Origin of the sequence: Bordetella pseudohinzii (assembly GCF_000657795.2) — a bacterium.
GTDB classification, from domain to species: Bacteria; Pseudomonadota; Gammaproteobacteria; order Burkholderiales; family Burkholderiaceae_B; genus Bordetella; species Bordetella pseudohinzii.
Genome location: NZ_JHEP02000016.1, coordinates 22,503 through 46,577 on the forward strand (window position 1 = coordinate 22,503; position 24,075 = coordinate 46,577).

The 24,075-nt window shown below is 67.9% G+C and carries 21 protein-coding genes; 15 read left to right on the forward strand and 6 right to left on the reverse strand.

The genetic code is table 11. The features are described from left to right. The first annotated feature begins 16 nt into the window (after window positions 1-16). From L540_RS17980 to L540_RS17990, 3 genes are all read left to right on the forward strand, one after another. Window positions 17-658 (forward strand): hypothetical protein, encoded by a 642-nt coding sequence (locus L540_RS17980; protein ID WP_131726020.1) that lies wholly within the window; start codon window positions 17-19, stop codon window positions 656-658. Between the two features lie 114 nt (window positions 659-772). Continuing rightward, window positions 773-1,762: a tripartite tricarboxylate transporter substrate binding protein gene (locus tag L540_RS17985; protein ID WP_043214897.1), complete on the forward strand. Its 990-nt coding sequence runs from the start codon at window positions 773-775 to the stop codon at window positions 1,760-1,762. Between the two features lie 17 nt (window positions 1,763-1,779). Further along, window positions 1,780-2,487 (forward strand): class II aldolase/adducin family protein, encoded by a 708-nt coding sequence (locus L540_RS17990; protein ID WP_043214895.1) that lies wholly within the window; start codon window positions 1,780-1,782, stop codon window positions 2,485-2,487. Between the two features lie 18 nt (window positions 2,488-2,505). Here the strand turns inward: L540_RS17990 and L540_RS17995 are convergent, their stop codons facing one another. Then, window positions 2,506-2,922 (reverse strand): VOC family protein, encoded by a 417-nt coding sequence (locus L540_RS17995; protein ID WP_043214893.1) that lies wholly within the window; start codon window positions 2,920-2,922, stop codon window positions 2,506-2,508. Window positions 2,923-3,020: 98 nt separating this feature from the next. Here L540_RS17995 and L540_RS18000 point away from each other — a divergent pair, with 98 nt between their 5' ends. The 6 genes from L540_RS18000 to L540_RS18025 all read left to right on the forward strand — a co-directional run bounded on the left by L540_RS18000 (window position 3,021) and on the right by L540_RS18025 (window position 8,978). Beyond that, complete coding sequence (locus tag L540_RS18000) at window positions 3,021-4,076, forward strand: RNA methyltransferase (protein ID WP_043214891.1); 1,056 nt, start codon at window positions 3,021-3,023, stop codon at window positions 4,074-4,076. 135 nt (window positions 4,077-4,211) lie between these two features. Next, window positions 4,212-5,390 (forward strand): CaiB/BaiF CoA transferase family protein, encoded by a 1,179-nt coding sequence (locus L540_RS18005; RefSeq protein WP_043214890.1) that lies wholly within the window; start codon window positions 4,212-4,214, stop codon window positions 5,388-5,390. A 34-nt stretch (window positions 5,391-5,424) separates the two neighbouring features. Beyond that, a complete protein-coding gene (locus L540_RS18010; protein WP_043214887.1) occupies window positions 5,425-6,159 on the forward strand; it encodes a FadR/GntR family transcriptional regulator in 735 nt (244 codons plus the stop codon). Between the two features lie 14 nt (window positions 6,160-6,173). Next, on the forward strand, window positions 6,174-6,989 hold the full coding sequence (locus L540_RS18015; RefSeq protein ID WP_043214885.1) for an enoyl-CoA hydratase: 816 nt from the start codon (window positions 6,174-6,176) through the stop codon (window positions 6,987-6,989). Between the two features lie 139 nt (window positions 6,990-7,128). Beyond that, window positions 7,129-8,091 carry a Bug family tripartite tricarboxylate transporter substrate binding protein gene (locus L540_RS18020; protein WP_231584881.1) on the forward strand — a complete coding sequence of 321 codons (963 nt, stop codon included), beginning with the start codon at window positions 7,129-7,131 and terminating at the stop codon, window positions 8,089-8,091. 161 nt (window positions 8,092-8,252) lie between these two features. Then, a complete protein-coding gene (locus L540_RS18025) occupies window positions 8,253-8,978 on the forward strand; it encodes a pyridoxamine 5'-phosphate oxidase family protein (RefSeq protein ID WP_043214882.1) in 726 nt (241 codons plus the stop codon). Between the two features lie 307 nt (window positions 8,979-9,285). Here L540_RS18025 and L540_RS18030 read toward each other — a convergent pair whose 3' ends face one another. Beyond that, the gene (locus L540_RS18030; RefSeq protein ID WP_231584891.1) at window positions 9,286-11,382 is read right to left on the reverse strand and encodes a TonB-dependent siderophore receptor; all 2,097 of its coding nucleotides are present in this window, start codon (window positions 11,380-11,382) and stop codon (window positions 9,286-9,288) included. A gap of 175 nt (window positions 11,383-11,557) precedes the next feature. Next, the gene (locus L540_RS18035) at window positions 11,558-13,282 is read right to left on the reverse strand and encodes a SulP family inorganic anion transporter (protein ID WP_048026604.1); all 1,725 of its coding nucleotides are present in this window, start codon (window positions 13,280-13,282) and stop codon (window positions 11,558-11,560) included. A gap of 145 nt (window positions 13,283-13,427) precedes the next feature. Between L540_RS18035 and L540_RS18040 the strand changes: the two genes are divergently transcribed. Next, window positions 13,428-14,651 (forward strand): MFS transporter, encoded by a 1,224-nt coding sequence (locus L540_RS18040; protein ID WP_043214880.1) that lies wholly within the window; start codon window positions 13,428-13,430, stop codon window positions 14,649-14,651. Here the strand turns inward: L540_RS18040 and L540_RS18045 are convergent. Further along, window positions 14,629-15,513, reverse strand: a complete 885-nt coding sequence (locus L540_RS18045) for a LysR family transcriptional regulator (RefSeq protein ID WP_043214879.1) — start codon at window positions 15,511-15,513, stop codon at window positions 14,629-14,631. The genes L540_RS18040 and L540_RS18045 overlap by 23 nt on opposite strands. 104 nt (window positions 15,514-15,617) lie before the next feature. Between L540_RS18045 and argC the strand changes: the two genes are divergently transcribed. The 5 genes from argC to L540_RS18070 all read left to right on the forward strand — a co-directional run bounded on the left by argC (window position 15,618) and on the right by L540_RS18070 (window position 22,006). Then, entirely contained in the window at window positions 15,618-16,553 is a 936-nt protein-coding gene (gene argC, locus L540_RS18050) for an N-acetyl-gamma-glutamyl-phosphate reductase (RefSeq protein ID WP_043214877.1), read from the forward strand. A gap of 68 nt (window positions 16,554-16,621) precedes the next feature. Further along, complete coding sequence (locus L540_RS18055; RefSeq protein WP_043214875.1) at window positions 16,622-18,022, forward strand: DUF2252 domain-containing protein; 1,401 nt, start codon at window positions 16,622-16,624, stop codon at window positions 18,020-18,022. Between the two features lie 236 nt (window positions 18,023-18,258). Beyond that, entirely contained in the window at window positions 18,259-20,520 is a 2,262-nt protein-coding gene (locus L540_RS18060; protein WP_053073240.1) for a TonB-dependent receptor, read from the forward strand. 47 nt (window positions 20,521-20,567) lie between these two features. After that, complete coding sequence (locus L540_RS18065) at window positions 20,568-21,311, forward strand: tetratricopeptide repeat protein (RefSeq protein WP_043214873.1); 744 nt, start codon at window positions 20,568-20,570, stop codon at window positions 21,309-21,311. An 11-nt stretch (window positions 21,312-21,322) separates the two neighbouring features. After that, on the forward strand, window positions 21,323-22,006 hold the full coding sequence (locus L540_RS18070; protein ID WP_043214872.1) for a Fe2+-dependent dioxygenase: 684 nt from the start codon (window positions 21,323-21,325) through the stop codon (window positions 22,004-22,006). On the opposite strand, the gene L540_RS18075 is transcribed toward L540_RS18070, so the two are convergent. Together L540_RS18075 and L540_RS18080 are read right to left on the reverse strand one after the other, a co-directional pair. Continuing rightward, complete coding sequence (locus tag L540_RS18075; RefSeq protein ID WP_082149689.1) at window positions 21,981-23,231, reverse strand: TIGR03862 family flavoprotein; 1,251 nt, start codon at window positions 23,229-23,231, stop codon at window positions 21,981-21,983. The genes L540_RS18070 and L540_RS18075 overlap by 26 nt on opposite strands. Window positions 23,232-23,281: 50 nt before the next feature. After that, complete coding sequence (locus tag L540_RS18080) at window positions 23,282-24,073, reverse strand: DUF2950 family protein (RefSeq protein ID WP_048026606.1); 792 nt, start codon at window positions 24,071-24,073, stop codon at window positions 23,282-23,284. Window positions 24,074-24,075: the final 2 nt, after the last annotated feature.

The following is a 24,075-nucleotide window of genomic DNA, read 5'->3' on the forward strand; positions in this document are numbered from 1 at the left end:
GAACAGGTTGTGGAACGTGGAAATCCTCTGGAAAATCATCCCCGTGCTGGCCGCCGTCGTTGCCAGCGCCAAGATTTTGTACGAGCTGGCCCTGGGTGGCCGGGGCCGCCTGCGCGAGGAGTACCGATTCGCGCATGATTTCATGCAGCAATTGAAGAACGAGCCCGATATGCATCCCTTTGTCAGGGACAAGGGATACCAGGCGATCGCGGGAGACGCCAGCCTGGCGGCCGAAGAGGTCGCCTATCTGCTTTCGCTCGAAAACCCGGGTCGGGCGCTCAGGGACTATGCCTTGGGTCGTCCCTATCTTGAACATCTTACGGCACAGGGCAATCTGCGCCTGGATTTCCGGCCCGAGTATAAGAGCGCATATGCACGGGGGTGGCGCAAGCTGCTCTACAGTGCCCTTTATTTCGGGCTGGCTTCGACGACGTTTGCGCCGCTCTATTTTTCCGCGGCGCTCGGCATGAGCGTCATGCAGTCCCTGGCCGTCTTCCTGGCCAGCATACCGATTTTCTTCTGGCTGGCGCGCATGGCCCTTACCGCGGCGGTGCGTGTGCACCGCGCGGAAAAACTGGTGAAGAACCAGGCCAGGCACAGCCAGCGCATCGTCATTGCGCCGACGCGGCCCGCCAGCGCCAGGCTGGTGGTCAAGTAGGCGCAGCGCCCGACATACGGATCTTCGTATGGATAATAAGAAAATATGATTTGAACCGGCATGGCTGTGTCCACATAATGGCCGCACTCTAATAATTCCCATGCGGAGACAAACATGCCCACAGCCAAGCTGCTGCGCGGGGCAAAGCACGCCCTTGCTCTTGCCCTTCTGAGCGCGCTCGCGCCGGCCCAGGCCGCCGACGCCTATCCCAGCCGATCCATCACCATCGTCGTGCCCTTTGCCGCCGGTGGCGGCGCCGACGTGGTGGCGCGCCTGATGGCCGCCAAGCTGCCCGCCCATCTGGGCGGCCAGACCGTCATCGTGGACAACAAGGCGGGCGCCTCGGGCAATATCGGCGCCGGCCAGGTCGCGCGCGCGCCGGCCGATGGCTATACCTTTCTGCTGACCAACAGCACGCTGACCATCAACGCGGCGCTGAACATGCGCGGCACCCCCGATGTGCGCAAGACGCTGGCGCCGGTGTCGCTGCTGGTGAGCGCGCCCGTGGCCCTGGGCGTGAACCAGGCCGTGCCGGCCAAGACCGTGCCGGAGCTGGTGGACTACATCAAGAAGAATGGCGACCGCCTGAGCTACTCCTCCTGCGGCAACGGCACGCCGCAGCATTTCACCGGCGAGTCCTTCAAGCAATCGGCCAAGCTGGACATCGTGCATGTGCCCTACAAGGGTTGCGCGCCGGCGGTCAATGACGGCCTGGGCAACCAGGTGCCCATCCTCTTTAGCACCATCCCCAATCTGGCGCCGCATGCCGACGCCGGCAAGCTGCGCCTGCTGGCCGTGGCCTCCGCCAAGCGCGTCTCCTTCATGCCCGACATCCCGGCCATCGCCGAGACCCCGCCCTTCGGCCAGCTGGATATCTCGGTCTGGTTCGGTCTCTTCGCCCCCCAGGGACTGCCCCAGGATGTGAAGGAAAAGTTCGAGAAGGCCGTGACCGCCACCATGGCCGACCCGGCGGTGCAGAAAGAATTCCGCGACCGCTATTACGAAATCGAGAAGACCGGCTCGGCGGCGATGGCCGAGCAGATCGGCAAGGACCTGAGCATGTACGATGCGCTGTCCAAGCAGTCCGGCATCACCCTCGAATAAAGTTGCAAGGAAAGACCATGAACGCAGAAATCAAGCGCTGCATCGACGATCTGGTCGTCGCCAACCGCGTGCTGGCCCGCTTCGGCGTGCTGGACGGCTTCGGCCACGTCAGCGTGCGCAATCCCCAGGACCCCACGCGCTTCTTCCTGTCGCGCTCGCTGGCGCCCGAGCTGGTCACCGCCGAAGACATCATGGAGTTCGGCATGGACTCCGAGGTGGCCGGCGCCGATGACCGCAAGCCCTATCTCGAACGCTATATCCACGGCGAAATCTACCGCGCCCGCCCTGATGTGAACGCCGTCGTTCACAGCCACTCGCCCTCGGTGATTCCCTTCGCGGGCTCTTCGGTGCGGCTGCGGCCCATCTACCACATGGCGGGTTTCCTGGGCGGCGGCGCGCCGGTGTTCGACATCGCCTGCTGCTTCGGCCATACCGACATGCTAGTGCGCAACCGCGATCACGGCCGCGAACTGGCCAAGACCCTGGGCGACGGCCATATCTCGCTCATGCGCGGCCACGGTTTTGTCGCCGTCGGCCCGGGCATTCCCACCGCCGTCTACCGCGCCGTCTATACCGAGATGAACGCCGGCATGCAGCAGAAAGCCATCGGCCTGAACGGCGACATCACCTTCCTGACCGCCGAAGAGGCGCGGCTGGCCGACGAGATGATGGCCGGCGTGATGAACCGGCCCTGGGAGCTCTGGAAGAAAAAGGCGTTCGACTGAGGCCGGCCCCGGCCGCCTTCACTGGGGCCACTCGGGATTCCAGACGATTTCCCAGAGATGTCCATCGGGATCCTGGAAGTAGCCGGAATAGCCGCCCCAGAATGTGTCGTGGGGCGCCTTGACGATCGTCGCTCCGGCCGCGCCGGCCTGGGTGATGATCCGGTCGACTTCGGCCTTAGCGTTGACGTTATGGCCCAGCGTCATCTGCGTCGGGTTGAACGGCGCTGCCGCCAATCCGGTGTCATGCGCCAGGCTTGCGCGCGGCCAGAGCGCCAGGCGCAGGCCGGGCTGCAGGTCCAGGAAGACAACGGCGCCGTATTCGAACTCGGCGCCGATGATGCCGTCGGTCGGAAGGCCCAGGCCATCGCGGTAAAAACGCAGGGAGGCCTCAAGGTCTTCAACGCCGAGCGTGATGACGGTAATTTGTGGCTTCATGGGGGTGTCTCCATTCCAGTGGCCAGTGTATCGCCGCCGCATCCGGCGGCCCCGCGCCAGGCAGGCGCCCCTGGGCGGCAGGGTAAAATCTCTTCCCCATGCGCTTTTCCGACTTCGACCAACGCCTCGCCGCCTGCGGCGCCTTGCCCGTGCATCGCGGCCGGCTCGTGCGCGCCTGGCTGCAAGGGCAGGCGCTTGACGCCGGCACGCGGCGGCAAAGCTCCGAACACTTCCTGCCGCTCGCGGTGCGCGGCGCCATGCCCGCCCTGACGGCGGAGCTGGCCGGCCTGGCGCGCGTGCGCTCCGAACACGCCGGCAGCGATGGCTCGCGCCTGCTTGTCGAACTGGCCGACGGGCAGATGGTGGAAAGCGTGCTGCTGCCGCGCGGCGGGCTGTGCGTGTCCACCCAGGTGGGCTGCGCGGTGGGCTGCCGCTTCTGCATGACCGGCAAGAGCGGCCTGATCCGCCAGATCACGAGCATGGAGATCCTGGCCCAGGTGGTGCTGGCGCGGCGCCTGCGCGCCGTGAAAAAAGTCGTCTTCATGGGCATGGGCGAGCCGGCGCACAATCTCGACAACGTGCTCGAGGCCATCGACCTGCTGGGGGCCGAAGGCAATATCGGCCACAAGAATCTCGTGTTTTCCACCGTGGGCGATCCGCGCGTGTTCGAGGCCTTGCCGCGCCAGCGCATCAAGCCCGCGCTGGCGCTGTCGCTGCACACGACCAAGGCCGCGCTGCGCGAACAGCTGCTGCCGCGCGCGCCTAAGCTTGCGCCGCAGGCGCTGGTCGAGCTGGGCGAGCGTTATGCGCGCGCCACCGACTATCCCATCCAATATCAATGGACGCTGCTCAAGGGCGTCAACGATGGCGACGACGAGCTCGATGCCATCGTGCCGCTGCTCAAGGGCAAGTACGGCGTGCTCAACCTCATCCCCTTCAACAGCCTCGAAGGGGATGACTACCAGCGCCCCGATGCCGAACGCATCCGCGAGATCGTCCGCCAGCTGCACCGTAGAGGAGTGCTGGCCAAGGTGAGGAATAGCGCCGGGCAGGACGTGGACGGCGGCTGCGGCCAGTTGCGCGCGCGCGCCGTCGGCGCGGCGCGGACGGTCGAGCTGCGCCGCAGGCCCGCGGCCAGGCCGCAAGCCGTCTAGGCCGGGCGGTCCATCCGGCGGGGCAAGGGCGCAAGGCGGCCTGCCGCGCCGACCTCGGGTTCTTCCCAATATTCCAGCGGCGCTGCCGCAAAGTAGGATGTCCAACATCCAACAACTAGATGATGAGACAGCCCCATGATGTTTTCTCCCCTCAAGCGCTTTGTGGTCCTGGATCTGTCGCGCGTGCGCTCGGGGCCGGCGGCGGTGCGGCAGTTCGCCGATTGGGGCGCCGATGTGATCAAGATCGAGGAGCCCAGCGAGGTCAAGGACGACAAGCCGGGCGGGGCGGCCAAGTTCAGCGATTACCAGAACACGCATCGCAACAAGCGCAGCCTGACGCTCAATCTCAAGCATCCCGAGGGCCGGGCCGTCTTCCTGGAGCTGGTCAAGCGCGCCGATGTGCTGGTGGAGAACTACCGGCCCTCGGTCAAGGCCAAGCTGGGCATCGACTATGCATCGCTGTCGCGCATCAATCCGGGCCTGGTCTACGCCAGCATCTCGGGCTTTGGGCAGGATGGCCCTTATGCGGACCGTCCCGGGCTGGACCAGATCGCCCAGGGCCTGGGCGGCTTGATGTCGGTGACCGGCGAGGCCGACCGCGGCCCGATGCGGGCCGGCATCCCCGTGGCCGACCTGAGCGCCGGCCTGTTCGCGGCCATCGGCATCCTGATCGCGCTGCTGGACCGCGAGCAGACCGGCAAGGGCCGCTGGGTGCAGACCTCGCTGCTGCAGTCGCAGATCTGGATGATGGATTTCCAGGCCACGCGCTGGTTGATCGACGGCGAAGTGCCCGGCCAATCGGGCAATGACCATCCGACCAGTTCGCCCACCGGCGTCTATCCCACCGCCGACGGCTACATCAATATCGCCGCCATGGGGTCGAGCATGTTCACGCGGCTGTGCGAGGTGCTGGAGCTGCCGGCCCTGGCCGAGGATCCGCGTTTCGCCTCGGCGGGGCTGCGGGTGGAGAACCGCGCGGCGCTCAATGCGCAGATCGTGGCGCGCACGCGCCAGCGCGGCAGCGCGGAATGGATAGAACGCCTGAACGCGGCCGGCGTGCCTTGCGGTCCCATCTTGAGCATGGATGGCGCCTTCGAGAACGAACAGGTGCGGCATCTGAACGTGACGCGCCGGGTCAGCCATCCGCAGCGCGGCGAGATCGATATCCTGGCCCAGCCCGTCATCTTCGGCGACACCGAGCCCGGGCCGGTGACACCGGCGCCCGAAACGGGGGCGCACACCGATGACATCCTGCTGTGGCTGGGCTTGGACGAGGCGGCGCGCGGGCGTTTGCGCGCCGTCGGCGCTGTGTGACACCATCGGGGCTTTTGCTTCCATCAGGATTCCCATGGCAACGTCCGCGTCCGACACGCTGTTCGGCAGTCTCAACCGGCCCGAGAACCTGGCCGATGAGATCGCGCAGCAGATCCGCCAGAAGATACTCAGCCAGGCTTTCGAGCCGGGAGAGCGCCTGCCCACCGAGTTCGAGCTGGCCCAGCGTTTCGGGGTCAGCCGCAATGTGGTGCGCGAGGCTATCGCGCGCCTGAAGCTGTCGGGCTATGTGGAGACGCGGCGCGGGGTGGGCAGCTTCGTGGCCGCCGGCGGGCAGGCCAACTTCGAGATCCTGCCCGAGGACCTGCTGCGCGCCGAGGCGCTGGAGCAGATCTACCAGCTGCGCGTGGAGATCGAGGCCGGCGCCGCGGCCCTGGCGGCCCAGCACCGCAGCGACGCCCAGCTTGAAGCCCTGCGCGGCGCGCTGGCCCAGGTGGACGCCGCCCGCGAAGACTGGCGCCAAGGGGCCGACCGGGCGCTGGACTTCCACATGGCGGTCTGCCAAGCCAGCAACAACCCCTATTTCGTGCGGCTCTTGTCGCTGTTCGGCCGGGCCATCGGCGATGCGGTGCGCACGCTGCGCTATGGCAGCACGGGCACCGGGCGCATGGCCGAGGTCGAAGCGGAACACCACCGGATTTTCGACGCTATCGCCGCGCGCGATAGCGAAGGCGCCCGCGCGGCGATGCGCGAGCATTTGAGCAACGGCATGCTGCGCCGGCAGGCGCAGCTGCGCACACGCAGCGATTGATCACGAGACAGCCCATGGATAGCCAGCGCATTTTGCAGGATCGCATCACCGACAACCTCATCGTGGAAAAGCGGGGCGCGGCCGGGTGGATCACGTTCAATGATCCGGCGCGGCACAATGCCGTGTCCTTCGCGATGTGGGAGGGGATCCCGATCGCCCTGCGGGCGCTGGCCGAAGATCCGGCCATCCGCGTGGTCGTGCTGGCCGGCGCGGGCGAGCGCGCCTTTGTCAGCGGCGCCAATATCTCGCAGTTCGATACGCTGCGCTCGGGCGAGGAGGCGGTGCAGGCCTATGAGCGCGTGGCCGAGGCCGCCCAGCTGGCCCTCTATGACTATGACAAGCCCACCATCGCGCGCATCAAGGGCTATTGCATTGGCGGCGGGCTGAACATCGCGCTGTGCTGCGATCTGCGCGTCGCTTCGGAAGACAGCAGTTTCGCCATCCCGGCCGGCAAGCTCGGCCTGGGCTATCGCATGACGGCCATCCGCAATCTGGTCACCGCCGCCGGGCCGGCCCGCGCGCTGGAGATTTTCCTGACGGCGGCGCGTTACACGGCCGCCGAAGCCGCGCAGCTGGGGCTGGTGCACAAAGTGGTCCCGGCCGGCGAGCTGGACCAGGCCCTGCGGACCTATCTCGACCAGATCGGCGCCAATGCGCCGCTTACGCTCATGGCCGGCAAGAAGATGATCCGCCAGATGCAGCAGCTGGGGCCGCAGGTCGACATGCGGGCCATGAACGAGCTGGTGCTGGCCTGCTTCGAGAGCAATGACTACCGCGAGGGCCGGCGCGCCTTCGCCGAAAAACGCGCGCCGGTGTTCACCGGCAGCTGATTCCGCCTTTGGCAGTGTGTTGTTTGATGCCGGCCTGGCCGGCAGGACCGCGTGCGCCCGCCACGCGGCGGGCGCGCGCGCCCATCGCGGGACGCCGGGCCGGGCGTGGCGGCCAACAAAAACAATGACGGAGACCTTCATGAAAAAAGCCCTGGCAGCCCTGCTGCTGACAACCGCCCTGCCGGCCGCCCAGGCCGCCTATCCCGAGCAGCCCATACGCATCGTCATCGGCTATGCCCCCGGCGGCACCACCGATATCCTGGCGCGCGCGCTGGCCGAACAGCTGGGCAAGACGCTCAAGCAGTCCATCATTGTCGAGAACAAACCGGGGGCGGCGGGCAATATTGCCGCGGCCTCGGTGCAACAGGCCGCGCCCGACGGCTACACGGTCTTCATGGCCACGGTGTCCAGCCACGGCATCAATCCCGCCTTGTACAAGAAGTCGCTAGGCTATGATCCCGTGGGCGGCTTTGTGCCGGTCGGCATGGTGGCGGCGATCCCGCTGGTGCTGGTGGCCAACCCCAAGCTGCCCGCCACCGATGTGGCCGGCCTGGTGGCGCTGGCCAAGTCCAAGCCGGGCGAGATGAACTATTCATCAAGCGGCAATGGCTCGCCCGTGCACCTGGCCGGGGCCATGTTCGCGCAGCAGGCGCATCTGGACATCGTGCACGTGCCTTATCGCGGCGGCTCGCTGGCCAACACCGCCGTGATGACGGGCGAGGCGCAGTTCAGCTTCGCCACGCTGCCTGGCGCCATGCCCCAGGTCAAGGCGGGCGCGCTGCGCGCCCTGGCCGTCACCACCCGCGAGCGTTCGCCGCAGCTGCCCGATGTGCCGACGGTGGCCGAAGCGCCGGGCTTCAAGGGTTATGAAATCAACACCTGGAACGCGCTGCTGGCGCCCAAGGGCACGCCGCCCGAAGCCATCGCCACGCTTAACGCCGCCCTCAAGCAGGCCATGAGCTCGGACAAGCTCAAAGCGCATTTCCAGCGCGAAGGCGCCACGCCGGTCTCCAGCACCCCGGATGAACTCGCCGGCTTCATCCAGGCCGAGCTGGCCAAATGGGCCGAGGTGGTCCAGAGCGTCAATATCCGGGTGGACTGAGGTCTTGCGCGCTGTCGGTCCGGATCTTATGCCGGCAGCGCGCGCTCGATGCGCGGCAGCTGCCGTTTTTTTGCCCGTGCTTGCCAAAATATGTATAAAACTGGATCTGGAATCAACCAGCCCCTGGCGCGCAGAATACCGCATCCCACACGGAGAAAAACATGACCGCCGCCCATCCCGCCAGCTATCCCGTCGATGACATCAACCGCGCCAAGCGCCGCTACGACCGCGCCGCCTATGACCACGCCACCGTGCATGCCCTGCTGGACACGGCGGCCCTGTGCCACGTGTCATATGTGATCGACGGCCAGCCCTATTGCACGCCGACGCTGTTCTGGCGCGACGGCAACCGGCTGTACTGGCATGGCTCCAGCGCCAGCCGCATGCTGCGCAATCTGTCCGAAGGCGAGCCGGCCTGCCTGACCGTCGCCCACCTGGACCGCCTGGTGCTGGCGCGCTGCGGTTTCAACCACTCGGTGGACTATCGCAGCGTCATGGCCTTTGGCCATGCGCGCCTGGTCGAGGAGGGCGAGGAAAAGCAGCACGCCCTGGCCATGATGGTCAACCGCCTCTACCCCGGACGCACGGCCGGCCTGCGCGCCTCTCATCCCCAGGAGCTCAAGGCCACCTCGGTGGTCTACATGGATATCGAGCGCGCCTCGGCCAAGGTGCGCGACAAGGGTGTGCTGGACGACGAGGAGGATTATCCCTTGCCCATCTATGCCGAATCCATTCCGGTGCTGACCGTGCTGGGCCAGCCCCAGCCCTGTCCGCGCCTGGCGCCCGGCGTGGCGCGGCCGGCCGGGCTGGACGGCTACCAGGCGGGCCGGCGCCTGGACGAGGTGCTGGTCCAGGCGCATGCGGCGACCTTCGGGGCCGACAACTGACGCCGCCCTAAATCGCGTCGCGCGCCTGCCGTTAAGCCTACGTCAGAGGCCCGCTTTGGCCTCGCGTTCACAAAGGCTGTCATGACCGGCATTTCCGTCCTGACGGCAAGCATGCGCACGCCGCTTGCCGATTCTGCGCTGACGCCAAGCGCGTCAGCGCCCGTCCCGTCCATCGAGAGCCAGGATGGCGTGCGCGTGGCCCTGGGCGTGCTGGTAGATCGGGCGGGTGGGTCCGGCAGGTGTCAGACACCGAGCGGCACTCCCTCACGCGCCAAGCCGACGCTTGTCGGTGTCTGACACCTGGGGGTTAGAACTTCACGCTCGCGCTCAGGCTGTAGGTGCGCGGGTCGCCGGGCTTGATGTATTCGGGCGTCTGGTAGAGCCAATAGCGTTTGTTGGCGAGGTTGTTGATGCCGGCGCGGAAGGTGGTTTCGTAGCCGGCGATGCGGGTGTCGTAGGTGGCGCCGATGTTGAGCAGGGTGTAGCTGTCGACCTGGATGTCGTTGGCCTGGCGCAGTTCGGTCTTGCCGGTAAAGCGCAGGTCGGCGCGCAGTTTGAGGCCCGGCAGCTGCGGCACGCTGTAGGCCAGTTGGGCGGCGGCCACGAAGCGCGGGGCGCCCGCGACGCGGTTGCCGTTGTAGCGGGTGCCTTGGCGGTACTCGCTGTCCAGGAACATCAGGCTGCCGCCGAGGTTCCAGTTCTTGGCCAGCCGGGCCGAGGCGGCCAGTTCCAGGCCCTGGTAGCGCGACAGCCCGTTCTGTTCCAGGCGCGCGCGGCCGCTGTCCGGATCCACCACGGGGTTCTCGGCTTTTTTCTCGATGCGGAATAGCGCCGCGGTGGCGGCCCAGTCGTCCTGTTCGGTCTTCAGGCCGAACTCATACTGCTTGCTCTTGAGCGGGTCGAGCAGCGCGCCCGCGTTGGTATAGGTGTTGCCCACCACCGAACCGGCTTCCAGCGATTCGATATAGCTGGCATAGGCCATGGTGCGCGGCGTGAGGTTGTACATCAGCGCCAGCGTGGGCGTGAGCACGCCGTTCTTGTCGTACTCCGAAGTCCGGGCGCCGTCGGCGCCCAGGCCCTTCTGGCTGTAGTCGGTCAGGCGCAGGCCGGCCAGCAGGGACCAGCCATGCGTCAGATCCACGGTGTCGCTGGCGAAGACGGCTTTTTGGGTGATTTCGGCGGCGCGGTACAGCGACATATTGCCTTCGCTGTAATAGGCGTTGCGGTTGCGCGCATAGAGGTTGCCGCCGCCGACCGAGCCATAGAAATAGTTCGAGGAATAGTCGTTCTTCTGTTTCTGCCAGGACGCGCCCACCACGATCTGGTGCGCGAGCGCGCCGGTGTTGAAGCGGCCTTCCAGCATGGCGCGCCACTGGTTGTAGCCATAGGCTTCGCCATAGTCCGAGCGCTGGTCGTCGTAGTTGCCGGCGCTGTCCTGCAGCGCCAGCACGACCTCGTTGCGCCGCGTCTCGGTGGTGCTGTAGCTGTAGTTGGTGCTGACCGACCAGTCGTTGTTGATCTCGTATTTGAGGCCGGTGTTGTAGTAGCGGAAGTGGTTCTTGATGTACGAGCCCTCGCCCACCAGGGCGTCGTCGTCCTGCCGCAGCGGCGAGGGCAGGCGGGTGCCGGCCAGGCCGAAGGTGTTGATGGTCGGGTCCTGGCCTATGGTCTTGCGGTCCTGGTAGATCGTCTGGAAGTCCCAGCTCAGTTTGTCGCTCAGGCGCGCATCCAGCGCCAGCGAGGCCGAGTCGCGATAGAGCGAGCCATCGTTATAGGTGCCGCCCTCTTCGTGGGTGGCGTTCAGGCGGTAGCCGAAACGCTCATCCGGGCCGCCCCGGCCGCCCAGGTCCAGATGCTCATGGATGAGGCTGTTGGACAGCACGCCGATGTCGATGCTGCGCAGGGGCTCGTCGGTGGGCTTCTTGGTCACGTAGTTGATCATGCCGCCCGGCGAGCCAAAGCCGTACATAAAGCCCGTGGCGCCTTTGAGCAGGTCGATCTGCTCAAGCTGTTCGTAGGGCAGCACCGTGACATAGGTCGGGAAGGGATTGCCGTCGATGCGGAAGGAGTTCTGCCAGTCCAGCGGCAGGCCGCGCACGGTCAGATAGCTGGCCCAGGCGCCCGAGGATGCGCCGTTGTCATTGACCGAGGCGTCCAGGGCGAAGACATCGCCCAGCTTGGTGATCTGGCGCTCTTGCAGCTCGGCATTGCCCACGACCGTGGTCGAAAACGGCGTTTCGAGCTGGCTGCGGCTGCCCAGGGCGCCGGTGTTGACGGGCGCGCGCAGGTTTTCCAGGTCATCTTCGGCGGCGGCGGCCTTCACCGAGACGGCGGGCAGCTGGGTGACGTCCGCGGTCTGGGCATGGGCCGATGCGCCCAGCGCCAGGGCCAGTGCGGTGGGAATGAGTCGGGGCGAGGGCAAGACCTTTCTCCTGCGGAGTCTTTCAAAGGATGCGATCCTATATGCAAATGGGATTGATTTGCAATAAAGATTTGAAGCAGGAGGCGAGATTGCGCCCAACATCCCCTTAACATCGCCGAAAATCCGCGACCGGGTGAGGCGGGCGCGCCACAGTTGCTCAGGCCGGTTCGCGGTCTTCCCAGTCCACCCAATCGATCTGGTGGCGGTCGAGATAGACGCCCACGGCCTCGTCCACGGTGGTGAAGAAATAGGCATCGAAGCGCGAGTAGAGCTCGAAGCGGCGCAGCTTGTCCTTGACCGGGTCCTTGAGTTCGGCGAAGCAAAGCTGCACCTGGCGCTGGCGCAGGGTTTCATCCAGGCCGGCGAGCATATCGGCGGCCGTGATGTCCACGCTGGTGATGGGCTCGGCGGCGATCACCAGCCAGCGCGGCGGGGTGGGCGAGGCCTGCAGCGCGCGCAGCACGGCGGTCTGGAAGCCATCGGCGTTGGCGAAAAAGAGCGGCGCATCCCAGCGGAACAACACCAGGCCGTCGATCCGCCGCGCCTTGGGATGGCGGCGGATGTCGTGGTAGCCCTTCATGCCGTCGACACGGCCGAGCACGGTGTGATAGGGGCGCCAGCCGTCCCACAGGAATTCGATCACGGCCAGCACCACGGCCAGGCCGATGCCGGTGATGGGGCCGGCCATGACCACGCCCAGCGAACAGCCCACCGAAAGCCAGCATTCCCAGGGCTGCATGCGGTGGAGGCGCAGCAGCTCACGGAAGGAAAACAGCTTGCAGACCGCGGCGATCACCACGGCGGCCAGGGCGGCCTGGGGCAGGTCGCGCAGCAGGCCGGGCGCCCAGACCAGCAGGGCGGCCACCGCCAGCGCGCCCACCACCACGGCCACCTGGCTGCGGCCGCCGGCCGCTTCCAGCACGGGCGTGCGCGAAGCGCTGCTGCTGATGGGAAAACCCTGGAACAGGCCGGCCATGATGTTGGCCGCGCCCAGGGCGGTCATTTCCTGGTTCTGGTCCACCCGCATGTCCAGGCGCGCGGCATAGCTGCGCGACAGCACGGCGGTTTCGGCCGAGGCCAGAAAGGCCACGGCCAGTCCGCCGGCGATGATGGGGCCCAGGTCGCTCCAGCCGATGACCGGCCAGGCAAAGGCCGGCAGCCCTTGCGGCAGCTCGCCCAGCACGGCCACGCCTTGGCGCTCCAGCCCGAAGCCCGCGGTGGCCGCGAGGGCCGCGATGACGGCGACCAGGATGGCGGGCACGCGCGGCCAGCGCGCCAGCAAGGCGATGATGGCCAGCGTGCCCAGGCCCACCAGCAGGCTGGGCGTATGGATGCTGCCCGCGGCGCGCAGCAGGGCCGCCAGGCGTTCGGGCGTGTTGTCGATCTGGCCCAGCGAGATGCCGGCCAGGGCAGGCAGCTGGCTGATCAGCACGGTGAGCGCGATGCCGTTCAGGTAGCCATGGCGGATGGGCGTGGACAGCAGGTCGGTGAGAAAACCCAGCCGGGCCAGTCCGGCGACGATGCCCGCGATGCCGGCCACCAGGGCCAGGGCGCCGGCCAGCGCCACGGTGCGCTGCGGGTCGCCGGCGGCCAGCGGCACCACGACCGACAGGATGACGCCGGCCAGGGAAGAATCCGGGCCGATCACCAGGATGCGGCTGGGTCCCAGCAGGGCGTAGACCAGCAGGGGCACGATGGTGGCGTACAGGCCATGGATGCCCGGCAGGCCGGCCGCCACGGCATAGGCGATGCCTACCGGCACCAGCATGGCCGCCAGCACCAGTCCGGCCGGGATGTCGTGCCGCAGCGATTGCGGCCGGTAGGCCGACAGCAGGGTCAGTCCGGGCAGCCACCGCTGCCCGCGCTCGCGCAGAGAGGTCATGGCGGCTAGCTTGCCACAGTTCCCGCGCGCCGGGGGCCGCGTCGGCGCCGCCGGCCGCAAGCTTCCACCGGCGTCGAAGCATCGGCGCCTGGCGCGCGCCACAATGCGCGCCTGTTCATGCGCCATGGCGCGCGGGAGAGGGGATATGCAGGCGTCGAAGTTCTTTGGCGGCACCGTGGTGCGCGCCGCTTTCGTGCTGGCGATGTTCGGCTGGGGAGTGGGTTTTTATGGGCCGCCCATTTACCTGGCCGAGATCGTGGCCACCCGTGGCTGGCCGCTGACACTGGTGTCGGCGGCGGTGACGGTGCATTTTCTGGCCGGCGTGCTGGTGGTCGCGCGCCTGCCCCGGCTGTATGCGCGCATCGGCCTGGCCCAGGTCACGGCCGCCGGCGCCCTGCTCACGGCGCTGGGCGTGCTGGCCTGGAGTCTTGTGCGCGAGCCCTGGCAGCTGTTCGGCGCGGCGCTGTTGAGCGGGGCGGGCTGGGTCACGCTGGCCGCTGTCGCGGTCAACGCCATCATCGCGCGCTGGTATGCGCGCGGCCGTCCGGCCGCCCTGTCCAAGGCCTATAACGGCGCCAGCCTGGGCGGGGTGGTGTTTTCGCCCTTGTGGGTGGCCCTGATCGGCCTGTGGGGGTTCCGCGTGGCCGCGCTTGTCGTGGGCGCGGCGATGGTGCTGGTGGTGGGGGTGCTGGCGCGGCGGGTATTCGCGTTCACGCCGCAGCAGCTGGGCCAGGAGGTCGATGGCGCGCCGCCCGCGCAGGCGGCGCCGCAGCCGGCGTCCGCCGCCTTGGTGTTGCGGCATGACCGCCGCTTCATCACGCTGGCGTTGAGCATGGCCCTGGGCCTGTTTGCCCAGATCGGCCTGCTGGCGCATCTGTTCAAGCTGGCGCAGCAGCCCCTGGGCGCGCAGGCGGCCGGCTGGCTGATGGGGTCGGCCACCGCCTGCGCCGTGGCCGGCCGCTACCTGGGCACGGCCGCGCTGGCGCGTCTGCCCGACCGCCGCCGGGTGGCGGCCGCCAGCTATCTGGCGCAGGCCTGCGGCGCGGCCCTCCTGGCGGTCTCGGGCTTCGAATCGGTGCCGCTGCTGTGCCTGGGCGTGTGGTGTTTCGGCGCCGGGATAGGCAACGCCACCTCTTTGCCGCCGCTTATCGCCCAGCAGGATTTCGCCAGCGGCGACGTGGCGCGCGTGGTGGCCGCCATCGTCGCCATGTCGCAGGCCGCCTATGCCTTCGCGCCCCTGGTGTTCGGCGCGGTGCAGCTGCTGCCGGGCGGGCCGGCCTGGCTGCCGCTGCTGGCCCTGGCGCTGCAACTGGCCGCCGCGCTGCTGCTATGGCGCGGCCGCGCCTTCACCGTTGCCGCAAGGACGTGAGGGCGTCCAGGACATGGCGCGTGGCCGCCTCCATCGCGCCGGCGCGATGGGCGATGCCCAGCGGGCGCCACAGGGCCGGCCGCAGGGGGCGCATGGCCACCCGCGCATCCGGCGGCGGCGCGGTGGCCTCCTGCGGCAGCAGGGTCGCGCCATAGCCGGCCGCCACCAGGCTCTTGATGGCGTCGTTGAAGTTCAGGTGGATGCGCGCCCGGGGCTGCAGGCCCGCCGCGCCAAACCATTCGCTGGTGATGCGCGACAGCCGGGTGGTGGCGTCGTTGAGGATAAGAGGACGTTCGGCCAGCCATTGCGGCGTGATGCGGGCCGGGGGCCGCCAGGCCGAAGGCACGAAGGCCATGACGGGATCGCGCCGCCAGGGCAGCACGGCCAGGCCGGGCGCCGGCGCCTGCGGCAGGGCGACCAGGGCGATGTCCAGCGTGCCCAGGGCCAGGCGGGCCAGGCTTTCCTGGGAGGTCAGGACGGCGACCTGGACATCGATGCCGGGGTGGTCGCGTCCCAGGGCTTCCAGCGCCTGGGGCAGCAGATGGGCGATGGCGCCGGTGGAGGCGCCCAGCCGCACCCGTCCCGCCAGGCCCAGCACCTGGCGCTGCACGTCATCCAGGGCCTGGTCGGCCTCGGCCAGCAGCCTGCGCGCGCGCTCGAGCAGGGTTTCGCCGATGGCGGTGGGCCGGACCTGGCCGCGCTGGCGCGTGAGCAGCGGCGCGCCGATGCGGGCCTCCAGCTCGGCGATATGCAGGCTGACGGTGGGAGGAGCCAGGTGCAGCGCGCGCGCCGCCTGCGCGAAGCTGCCGAGATCGGCGATCGCCACCAGGGTGCGCAAGCGGTCCAGGCTGATTTCGCGCATGGGGTCTTCCTTCAGGAAAACTGAATCTGATGGTTATGAAATTCAACTTTTCCTAGTTTATGCCATGGCCGAAGATAAGCGCATCCGACACCGAGGCATGCACCATGACCCAAGCTCTTGTTTTCATCGATGGCGACCAAGGCACGACCGGCCTGCAGATCCATGAGCGCCTGCGCGGGCGCGACGATATGCGCATCCTGACCCTGCCGGCGGCCGAGCGCAAAGACAGCGCCCGCCGCGCCGAGGCCATCAATAGCTGCGATATCGCCATCCTCTGCCTGCCCGATGCGGCCGCGCGCGAGGCGGTGGCCGCCATCCGCAATCCCGCCGTGCGCGTGCTGGACGCCAGCTCGGCGCACCGGCTGGGCGAGGGCTGGGAATACGGTTTCGCGGAATGGCGGCCGGGCCAGGAAGGGCGCATCGCCACGGCCAGCCGGGTCAGCAATCCGGGCTGTTATCCCACCGGCGCGATCGCGCTGCTCTCTCCCCTGGTGGCCGGCGGCTGGGTTCAGGCCGATTATCCGGTCACGGTGCACGCCGTCTCGGGATATTCGGGCATGGGCCGCGCGGGCGTGGACGAATACGAAGGCCCGGACGCGGATAAGGCGCTGCCCTATGCGGCCTATGGCCTGACGCTGGCGCACAAGCACACGCCCGAGATGCAGCGCTATGCCGGCCTGGCGGCGCGGCCCGTGTTCACGCCGGCCTATGGCGCGTATCGCCAGGGCATCGTGCTGACCATAGGCCTGCAGCGCCGGCTGCTGCCGGCCGGCGTGGACGGCGCGGCCCTGCGCGCCAGCCTGGAGCGCCACTATGCGGGCAGCCGCTATGTCCATGTGGTGCCGGCCGAGGCGGCGCCCGAGCGGCTGGATCCGCGCGTGGCCAATGACAGCAATCATCTCTATCTGCATGTCTACGAGAACGCCGAGCATGGCCAGGTCCTGCTGGCGGCGGTGTACGACAACCTGGGCAAGGGCGCCTCGGGCGCCGCGGTGCAAAACCTGGACCTGATGTTGCAAGGCGGCCGCCAGCGCCGTTGACTTCCGCCCGGCCGCGCTCTAGGCTTGGCTCGCAAGTCCCGCCAGGCCAGCGCATACGGGGAGAGGCGATGTCGACGTCCAGCAGGCAGGAGCAAGGCAAGGCATTGCGCGCCAAGGTGGGCCGCGCCGATCAGGCGGTCTTGGGCAAGCTGGACCGCGATCCGGTCGCGCTGCTCAAGCTGAGCAGCGAGGGCCGCGTGCCCCGTCTGGCGCCGCTGCGTTTCGGGCGCATGCTGGCCTCGCCGCTGGCCTTTTTTCGCGGCAGCGCCATCATCCAGGCCCACGACCTCGCGCATACGCCCCACAGCGGGCTGACGATGCAGATCTGCGGCGATGCGCATCTGTCCAACTTCGGGGGCTTCGCCTCGCCCGAGCGCACGCTGCTCTTCGACCTGAACGATTTCGACGAAACCGCGATCGGCCCCTGGGAATGGGATCTCAAGCGCCTGTGCGCCAGCCTGGTCGTGGCGGCGCGGCACCTGAACTACAAGCGGCCGGTCGCCGAGGCGGTGCTGCGGCAAGCCGTGCTCGACTACAGCGCCCAGATGAAGCGCTATGCCGGCATGGGCACGCTGGAGATCTGGTACGACCGCATCCGCTTCGAGGATCTGATGGCCGAAGCCGCCGATGGCGACGTCCGCCGCCGCATCCAGCGCGCCATGGAAAAAGCCGCCGGGCGCACGGGCGATGCCTTGCTGCCCAAGCTTTCCATGGACGTCAATGGGCGGCGCGTCCTGCGCGATGAGCCGCCGGCGCTGTTTCACGTCCGGGGCAAGAACACCTTGTTCACGGCCCAGGACGATTGGCTCAAGTTCAAGGACCACGCCGCGGTCCTCGGGCAGTATTTCAAGGACTATCTGCAATCGCTGGCCACCGACCGGCGCGAGCTGTTGAGCCATTTTTCGCATCATGACGTGGCCTTCAAGGTGGTGGGCGTGGGCAGCGTGGGCACGCGCTGCCTGGTTCACCTGATGATGGATCCCATGGGCAAGCCCATGTTCCTGCAGAGCAAGGAGGCCGGGCGTTCGGTGGTTTCGCGCTACTTCAAGGCGCGGAGGATGCGCCACGAAGGCCAGCGCGTGGTCCATGGCCAGCGCCTCATGCAGGCGGCCAGCGATCCTTTCCTGGGCTGGGCCAAGGGCCCCAATGGCCGGCATTTCTACGTCCGCCAGCTGCGCGACATGAAATGGTCGGCCCAGGTCGAGCTCATGCCCGAAGCGATTCTGCAGGCCTACGGCGGCCTCTGCGGCCGGGTGCTGGCGCACGGCCATGCCAAGGCCGGCGGCCAGGCGCCGGAGCTGGCCGGCTATCTGGGCAGCGGCGAGCGCATGGCCGATGCCTTGACGCGCTACTCGCTTGATTACGCCGACCAGGTCGAACGCGATTACGAGGCGTTCGCGCAAGCCTGCCGCAAGGGCGCGTTGGAAGCGCGCACCGACGCCGACATGGAAGCGGACTTCCGCATCTGAGGCGGATCCCTTCCGCCCGTCCCTGAAGGGGCGGCCCCTCCCGGGTATCTCCCACCCAAAAAAAACGGTTGCACGCGCAAATTTTCAGGTTGTTGTCAGAAACCTGGGCGCGGCCGAGCTTTTCTTGTTGCTATTACACGACAAGCGCCCTGGCGGCTCACGGATTGGCAGTCATTCTCATTAGAATTCCGGCCTGCGAATAAGAATGATTAACATCACATTTCCGGAGAAGTAGCGTGTCAGACGCGCAGAGCCAATCTTCCTCTTCCACGGTCTGGGCGGGCAGCCTGGCCACGGCCATTGTTTCGCCGGCCTTCCTGATGCTGCCGCAGGCCGCCCTGGCGCAGGAATCCAGCGTGCCCCAGCTGGCCCCGGTGCAGGTGCAGGGCGAGGCGGAATCCTTCGATGTGAAGGACTCCGCTTCGTCGAAGTTCACCGCGCCCTTGCTGGATACCGCCAAGACGGTGCAGGTCATCCCCCAGCAAGTGATCGAAAGCCAGGCCGCCGCGTCGCTGACCGATGTGCTGCGCAACTCGCCGGGCATCACCTTCGGCGCGGGCGAGGGCGGCAACCCCTTGGGCGACCGTCCATTCATCCGCGGATATGACGCCCAGTCGAGCACCTTCATCGACGGCATGCGCGATATCGGTTCGACCTCGCGCGAAGTCTTCAACCTGCAGCAGGTCGAGGTCATCAAGGGCGCCGATGGCGCCTTCGGCGGCCGCGGCGGCGCGGGCGGCACCATCAACCTGATCAGCAAGACCGCTCAGGCGAGCGACTTCACCAATGCCTCGCTGGCGATCGGCACCGATGATTACTATCGCGGCACCATCGACTCGAACTGGAAGCTGGGCGAGACCAGCGCCTTCCGCCTGAACCTGATGTACCACGACCAGAATGTGGCCGGCCGCGATGCGGTCGATTACAACCGCTGGGGCGTGGCGCCGACCTTCTCCTTCGGCCTGGGTACGCCCACCCGCGTGACGCTGAGCTACTACCACCTGCAATCCGACGACACGCCGGACAGCGGCATCCCCTACAAATATCCCAGCTCCAAGATCAAGCCCGACGGCAGCTATCTGGGCGTGACCCGCACCGGCCCGGCCAATGTCGACCGCGACAACTTCTATGGCCTGACCAGCGACTACCGCAAGACCCAGACCGATATGGCCACGGTGGGCATCGAGCACGACATCACCGACCGCCTGATGCTGCGCAACACCACGCGCTACACCTATAGCAAGCAGCGCTACGTGGTCACGCAGCCCGACGACAGCCAGGGCAATGTGCTCAACGGCCTGGTCTGGCGCCGCGCCAACACCCGCGTCAGCGACGTCGAAACCATCGCCAACAATACCGAGCTGACCGGCAAGTTCGATACCGGCTCGCTCAAGCACAGCTTCTCCATGGGCCTGGAGCTGTCCTCGGAAGAGGGCAAGAAAGACGCGCTGGCCGTCAATCGCGGCACCGGCGCCGTCTGCGCCAAGGGCGCGGGCGCGCCCTCGGGCTACAACTGCACCAGCCTGTGGTCGCCCAATCCCCATGATCCCTGGGTCAATACGCTCGATGGCGGCGCGGTGGGCGATCCGACCCGCTCCAAGACGGTCACCAAGGCGCTCTATGCCTTCGACACCGTGGAGTTCAACAAGAACTGGCTGGGCAACGTGGGGCTGCGCGTCGACGACTACGACACCAAGTTCACGCAGAACAAGGCGGCCAAGAACGCCGTGGTGCGGCGCGACGACACGCTGTTCAACTACCAGCTGGGCCTGATCTACAAGCCGGTCGAAAATGGCAGCTTCTATGTGTCGTATGGCACGTCGTCCACGCCCGCCAATGCCTCCATGGGCGAGGGCAGCGAAAGCCAGAGCCTGACTCCGGGCCGCGGCGGCGTGGGCCTGAACGCGGCCGACCTCGCGCCGGAAAAGAACAAGACCTACGAAATCGGCACCAAGTGGGATGTGCTGGACCGCCGCCTGACGTTGACCGGCGCCTTGTTCCGCATCGAGACCACCAATGCGCGCATCACCGAACCGGATGGCGATTACGCCATGGCCGGCAAGAAAAATGTGCAGGGCCTGGAGCTGGGCTTCTCGGGCGCGATCACGCCCAAGTGGCAGGTCTACGGCGGCTACACCTACATGAAGTCCAAGATCAAGGACGATGGGGTGGCGACCGACAAGGGCAATGCCTTCCCCAACACCCCGGAGAACGCCTTCAGCCTGTGGACGACGTATGCGCTGCTGCCGCAGCTGACGGTCGGGGGCGGCGCCTATTACGTGGACAAGCAGTACGGCAATGCCGCCAACACCACCTATATCCCCTCGTACTGGCGCTTCGACGCCATGGCGGGCTACGAGTTCAGCAAGAACCTGAACGTGCAGCTCAATATCTACAACCTGTTCGACAAGCAGTACTACGACAAGGCCTATGCCGCGCACTACGCCAACATCGCTCCGGGGCGCTCGGCCATCCTGACCTTCAACGTCAAGTACTGAGCGGAAAGGCGCCGGCCGGGCCGCCAGGCCAGGTCGGCGCGCTCGATATGATCACCACGCAAGACCTCAACGCCGTCACGCCCGGGCAGTTCGCGGCCATCCTGGCCGGCCCGCCCGAAGAGGCGCTGGCCTGGATGCGCGCGGCGGCGAAGGCCGGCGTGACCGAGGCCCAGGCCGTGCTGGGCCAGATGCTGCTCGACGGCCATGGCCAGGCGCGCGACCCGGAGGAAGCGCTGCAATGGTTCCAGCGCGCCGCGCGCAGAAACCACCCCATGGCGATGAATATGCTCGGCCAGTGCCACCAGCATGGCTGGGGCCTGCCGCCCAATGCCGTCATGGCCGCCTATTGGTTCCGCCTGGCCGCGCAGGCCGGGCTGGACTGGGGCATGTACAACTACGCCACCGCGCTGGCCCTGGGCCAGGGCGTGGAGCGCGACCGCAAGGCGGCCTTGGCCTGGCTGAACCAGGCGGCCGAGCTGGGCCATGCCAAGTCGCTCAACATCCTGGGCGGATTTCACGAAGACGGCTGGGAAGTGCCGGCCGACGAGGACGCGGCGCTGGCGCTGTACCGGCGCGCGGCCGAAGGCGGTGATTTCCGCGGGCATTTCAATCTGGCGCGCCTGCTGGCCAGGCGCGGTCGGATCGACCAGGCCCTGGAAAGCCTGGACCGCGTGCCCGAACATGCCACGCCGGCCTTTCTGGCGCAGGCGGCGGACTTCCTGCTGGCCAGCGGCGATGCGCGGCTGCGCGCCAAGGGCCAGGCGTTCAGGGCTATGCTGCGCACTGGATAAGGAGAAACTTCATGCTGCTGCATCTTGCCTCGGTATTGACCAAGGCGCAGGTCGCGCAGGCCCGCGCGCGCATCGATGCCGCGCAATGGGTCGATGGCAACGTGACTTCGGGCGCGCAATCGGCGCTGTCCAAGCACAACGAGCAATTGCCCGAGAACGCGCCCGAAGCGCGCGAGGTCGGCCAGATGATCCTGGATGCGCTGGGCCGCCATCCGCAATTCATGTCGGCGGCGCTGCCATTGAAAGTCTTTCCGCCGCTGTTCAACCGCTACCAGGGCGGCCAGCAGTTCGGCAACCATATCGACAATGCCGTGCGCCAGCTGCGCGGCACGGATTTCCGCATCCGCACCGACCTGTCGGCCACGCTCTTCCTGGCCGAGCCGCAGGACTATGACGGCGGCGAGTTGTCCATCGAGGACAGCTTCGGCGTGCAGCGTGTCAAACTGGCCGCCGGCGACATGGTGCTCTATCCGGCCAGCAGCCTGCATCATGTCACGCCGGTGACCCGGGGCGCGCGCGTGAGCGCGTTTTTCTGGATACAGAGCATGGTGCGCGCCGACGCCGACCGCGCCACCCTATACCAGCTGGATCAGTCGGTGCAGCAGCTGGCGGCCGAGCGCGGGCAGAACGACGCGGCGGTCGTGCAGCTCACCGGCATCTATCACAACCTCATCCGCCGCTGGGCCGAGCTGTAGCCAGGTCGGCCAGCAGGCCCAGGGCGGCGGCCTTGCCGCTGGCCATGCAGGCGGTCAGCAGATAGCCGCCGGTGGGAGCTTCCCAGTCCAGCATTTCGCCGGCGCAATAGACGCCCGGCAGCGCCTTGATCATGAGGCTGGCCGTGAGCGCCTCGAAGCGCACGCCGCCGGCGCTGCTGATGGCTTCGTCGATGGGACGGGGCCGCGTGAGCCGGATGGGCAGGGCCTTGATGCGGCGGGCCAGCAGATCGGGGTCATCGAAGTCGGGCAGGCATTCGCGCAGCAGCGCGGCCTTGACGCCCTTGAGGCCCAGTCGGCTTTGCAGATGGCTGGACCAGGAGCGCGCGCCGCGCGGATGATGCACGGCCTGGGCCACCCGTTCGGCGCTCCATCCCGGCAGCAGGTCCAGCCAGGCCGTGGCCTGGCCCTCGGCCGCGATGCGGTCGCGCAAGGGCGCCGACATGGCATAGACCAGGCTGCCTTCGATGCCCTGGGCGCTGATCACGCATTCGCCCAGCCGGCCCGGCGCGGCTTCGTCCAGCGACAGCGCCACGGACTTCAGGGGCTGGCCGGCATGGCGGTCGATGAAGTGGCGGCTCCACGCCACATCGAAGCCGCAGTTGGCCGGCAGCAGCGGCGTGACTGCCACGCCGCGCGCGGCCAGCGGCGCCAGCCACGCGCCGTCCGATCCCAGGCGGGCCCAGCTGGCCCCGCCCAGGGCCAGCAGCACGGCGTCGGCCGAGGTCTGGACCAGGCCTTGCGGGGTAGCGAAATGCAGCTGCCTCGGGCCGGCCGGCATGGCCTCGGGCCAGCCCAGCCAGCGGTGGCGCATATGGAAGCGCACGCCCTGGGCGCGCAGCCGGGCCAGCCAGGCGCGCAGCATGGGAGCGGCCTTCATTTCCTTGGGGAAGACGCGGCCCGAGCTGCCCACGAAGGTCTCCACGCCCAAGCCGTGGGTCCAGTCGCGCAGCGCCTGGGGGCCGAGCAGCTCCAGCCAGGGGGCGATCTGGTCGGCGCGCGCGCCATAGCGGCCGATGAAGGCCGGCGGGGCCTCGCTATGCGTCAGGTTCAGGCCGCCGCGGCCGGCCAGCAGGAACTTGCGGCCCACCGAGGGCATGGCGTCATACAGGTCGACCTGGGCGCCGCCCAGCGCCAGCGTCTCGGCCGCCATCAGGCCGGCGGGGCCGCCGCCGATGATGGCAATGCGCAAGGGAGAGTGAGACATGAAGAAAGAAATGCCGGCTGTTCAGGCCGGCATTGTCGCACGCGGCGGCTTCAGGGCAGGGGCGTCCAGTCCGCGCCCGTGGCTGTGCCGGGCCGGCCGGGCTGCGGACTCTGGCGTATGCCCTGCGGTCCGGCGATGAAGCGGTGCACGCCCGTGACGCCGAAGCGCGCCGGCCAGGCCGCCACGCGATAGCCCTGGCCGTCTTCGCCCGGCAGGATGGCGTAGCGATAGCCGTAGTAGGCGGCCCGCAGCGGCGTGTCCGGCCCCATGACCAGGGCCTCGATGCCCAGCGGGCTGGGCGGGGCATTGTCGGCCGAGGGCCAATACAGGCCGTCCTGCTGGCCGCGCCGGCTCACCAGGCGCTGGGCGTATTGGCCGCCGTGCTGGCTGGCATAGCTTTGCTGGGCAGCCTGGATGGCGCGCAGGGTTTCGATGGCGCCGAGCTCGTTGCGGCCGATTTCGCGGCGGCGGATCTCGGGCGCGGCCGCCTTCAGGTCAAAGCGCCATTGGCCCTTGTTCTCGGCCAGCGGAATAGGCAGGCGCCAGCGCGAGGGGCCCACGTCCATCCAGGCCCGGCCATCGGCATCGCGCGCCATCTCGTGGCTGTGCGACCAGGCGGCCAGGAAATCATAGACATCGTCATCATCGATGTCGTTGGGCAGGACCTGTTTGTAGTGGGCGCCCAGGATGCCGCCCAGCGCGGCGCGGTCGCCGGTCGACAGGGCCCGCACCAGGGCGTCGCCGGCGGCTTCGGGCGAGGCGTAGCCCGTCTGGGCCTGTGCGGCCGGCAGGGCCAGCGATAGCGCCAGCAGGGCCAGGACTTTCCGTGTGGATGGGTTCATGG

Bases quoted from the DNA above. Each gene is read 5' to 3' on its own strand.
- L540_RS18070 (WP_043214872.1), top strand. From the start codon at position 21,323: ATGCTGCTGCATCTTGCCTCGGTATTGACCAAGGCGCAGGTCGCGCAG.
- L540_RS18080 (WP_048026606.1), bottom strand. From the start codon at position 24,073: ATGAACCCATCCACACGGAAAGTCCTGGCCCTGCTGGCGCTATCGCTG.
- L540_RS17990 (WP_043214895.1), top strand. From the start codon at position 1,780: ATGAACGCAGAAATCAAGCGCTGCATCGACGATCTGGTCGTCGCCAAC.
- L540_RS18010 (WP_043214887.1), top strand. From the start codon at position 5,425: ATGGCAACGTCCGCGTCCGACACGCTGTTCGGCAGTCTCAACCGGCCC.
- L540_RS18005 (WP_043214890.1), top strand. From the start codon at position 4,212: ATGATGTTTTCTCCCCTCAAGCGCTTTGTGGTCCTGGATCTGTCGCGC.
- L540_RS18025 (WP_043214882.1), top strand. From the start codon at position 8,253: ATGACCGCCGCCCATCCCGCCAGCTATCCCGTCGATGACATCAACCGC.
- argC (WP_043214877.1), top strand. From the start codon at position 15,618: ATGACCCAAGCTCTTGTTTTCATCGATGGCGACCAAGGCACGACCGGC.
- L540_RS18065 (WP_043214873.1), top strand. From the start codon at position 20,568: ATGATCACCACGCAAGACCTCAACGCCGTCACGCCCGGGCAGTTCGCG.
- L540_RS18055 (WP_043214875.1), top strand. From the start codon at position 16,622: ATGTCGACGTCCAGCAGGCAGGAGCAAGGCAAGGCATTGCGCGCCAAG.
- L540_RS18040 (WP_043214880.1), top strand. From the start codon at position 13,428: ATGCAGGCGTCGAAGTTCTTTGGCGGCACCGTGGTGCGCGCCGCTTTC.
- L540_RS18045 (WP_043214879.1), bottom strand. From the start codon at position 15,513: ATGCGCGAAATCAGCCTGGACCGCTTGCGCACCCTGGTGGCGATCGCC.
- L540_RS17985 (WP_043214897.1), top strand. From the start codon at position 773: ATGCCCACAGCCAAGCTGCTGCGCGGGGCAAAGCACGCCCTTGCTCTT.
- L540_RS18020 (WP_231584881.1), top strand. From the start codon at position 7,129: ATGAAAAAAGCCCTGGCAGCCCTGCTGCTGACAACCGCCCTGCCGGCC.
- L540_RS18035 (WP_048026604.1), bottom strand. From the start codon at position 13,282: ATGACCTCTCTGCGCGAGCGCGGGCAGCGGTGGCTGCCCGGACTGACC.
- L540_RS17995 (WP_043214893.1), bottom strand. From the start codon at position 2,922: ATGAAGCCACAAATTACCGTCATCACGCTCGGCGTTGAAGACCTTGAG.
- L540_RS18075 (WP_082149689.1), bottom strand. From the start codon at position 23,231: ATGTCTCACTCTCCCTTGCGCATTGCCATCATCGGCGGCGGCCCCGCC.
- L540_RS18000 (WP_043214891.1), top strand. From the start codon at position 3,021: ATGCGCTTTTCCGACTTCGACCAACGCCTCGCCGCCTGCGGCGCCTTG.
- L540_RS18015 (WP_043214885.1), top strand. From the start codon at position 6,174: ATGGATAGCCAGCGCATTTTGCAGGATCGCATCACCGACAACCTCATC.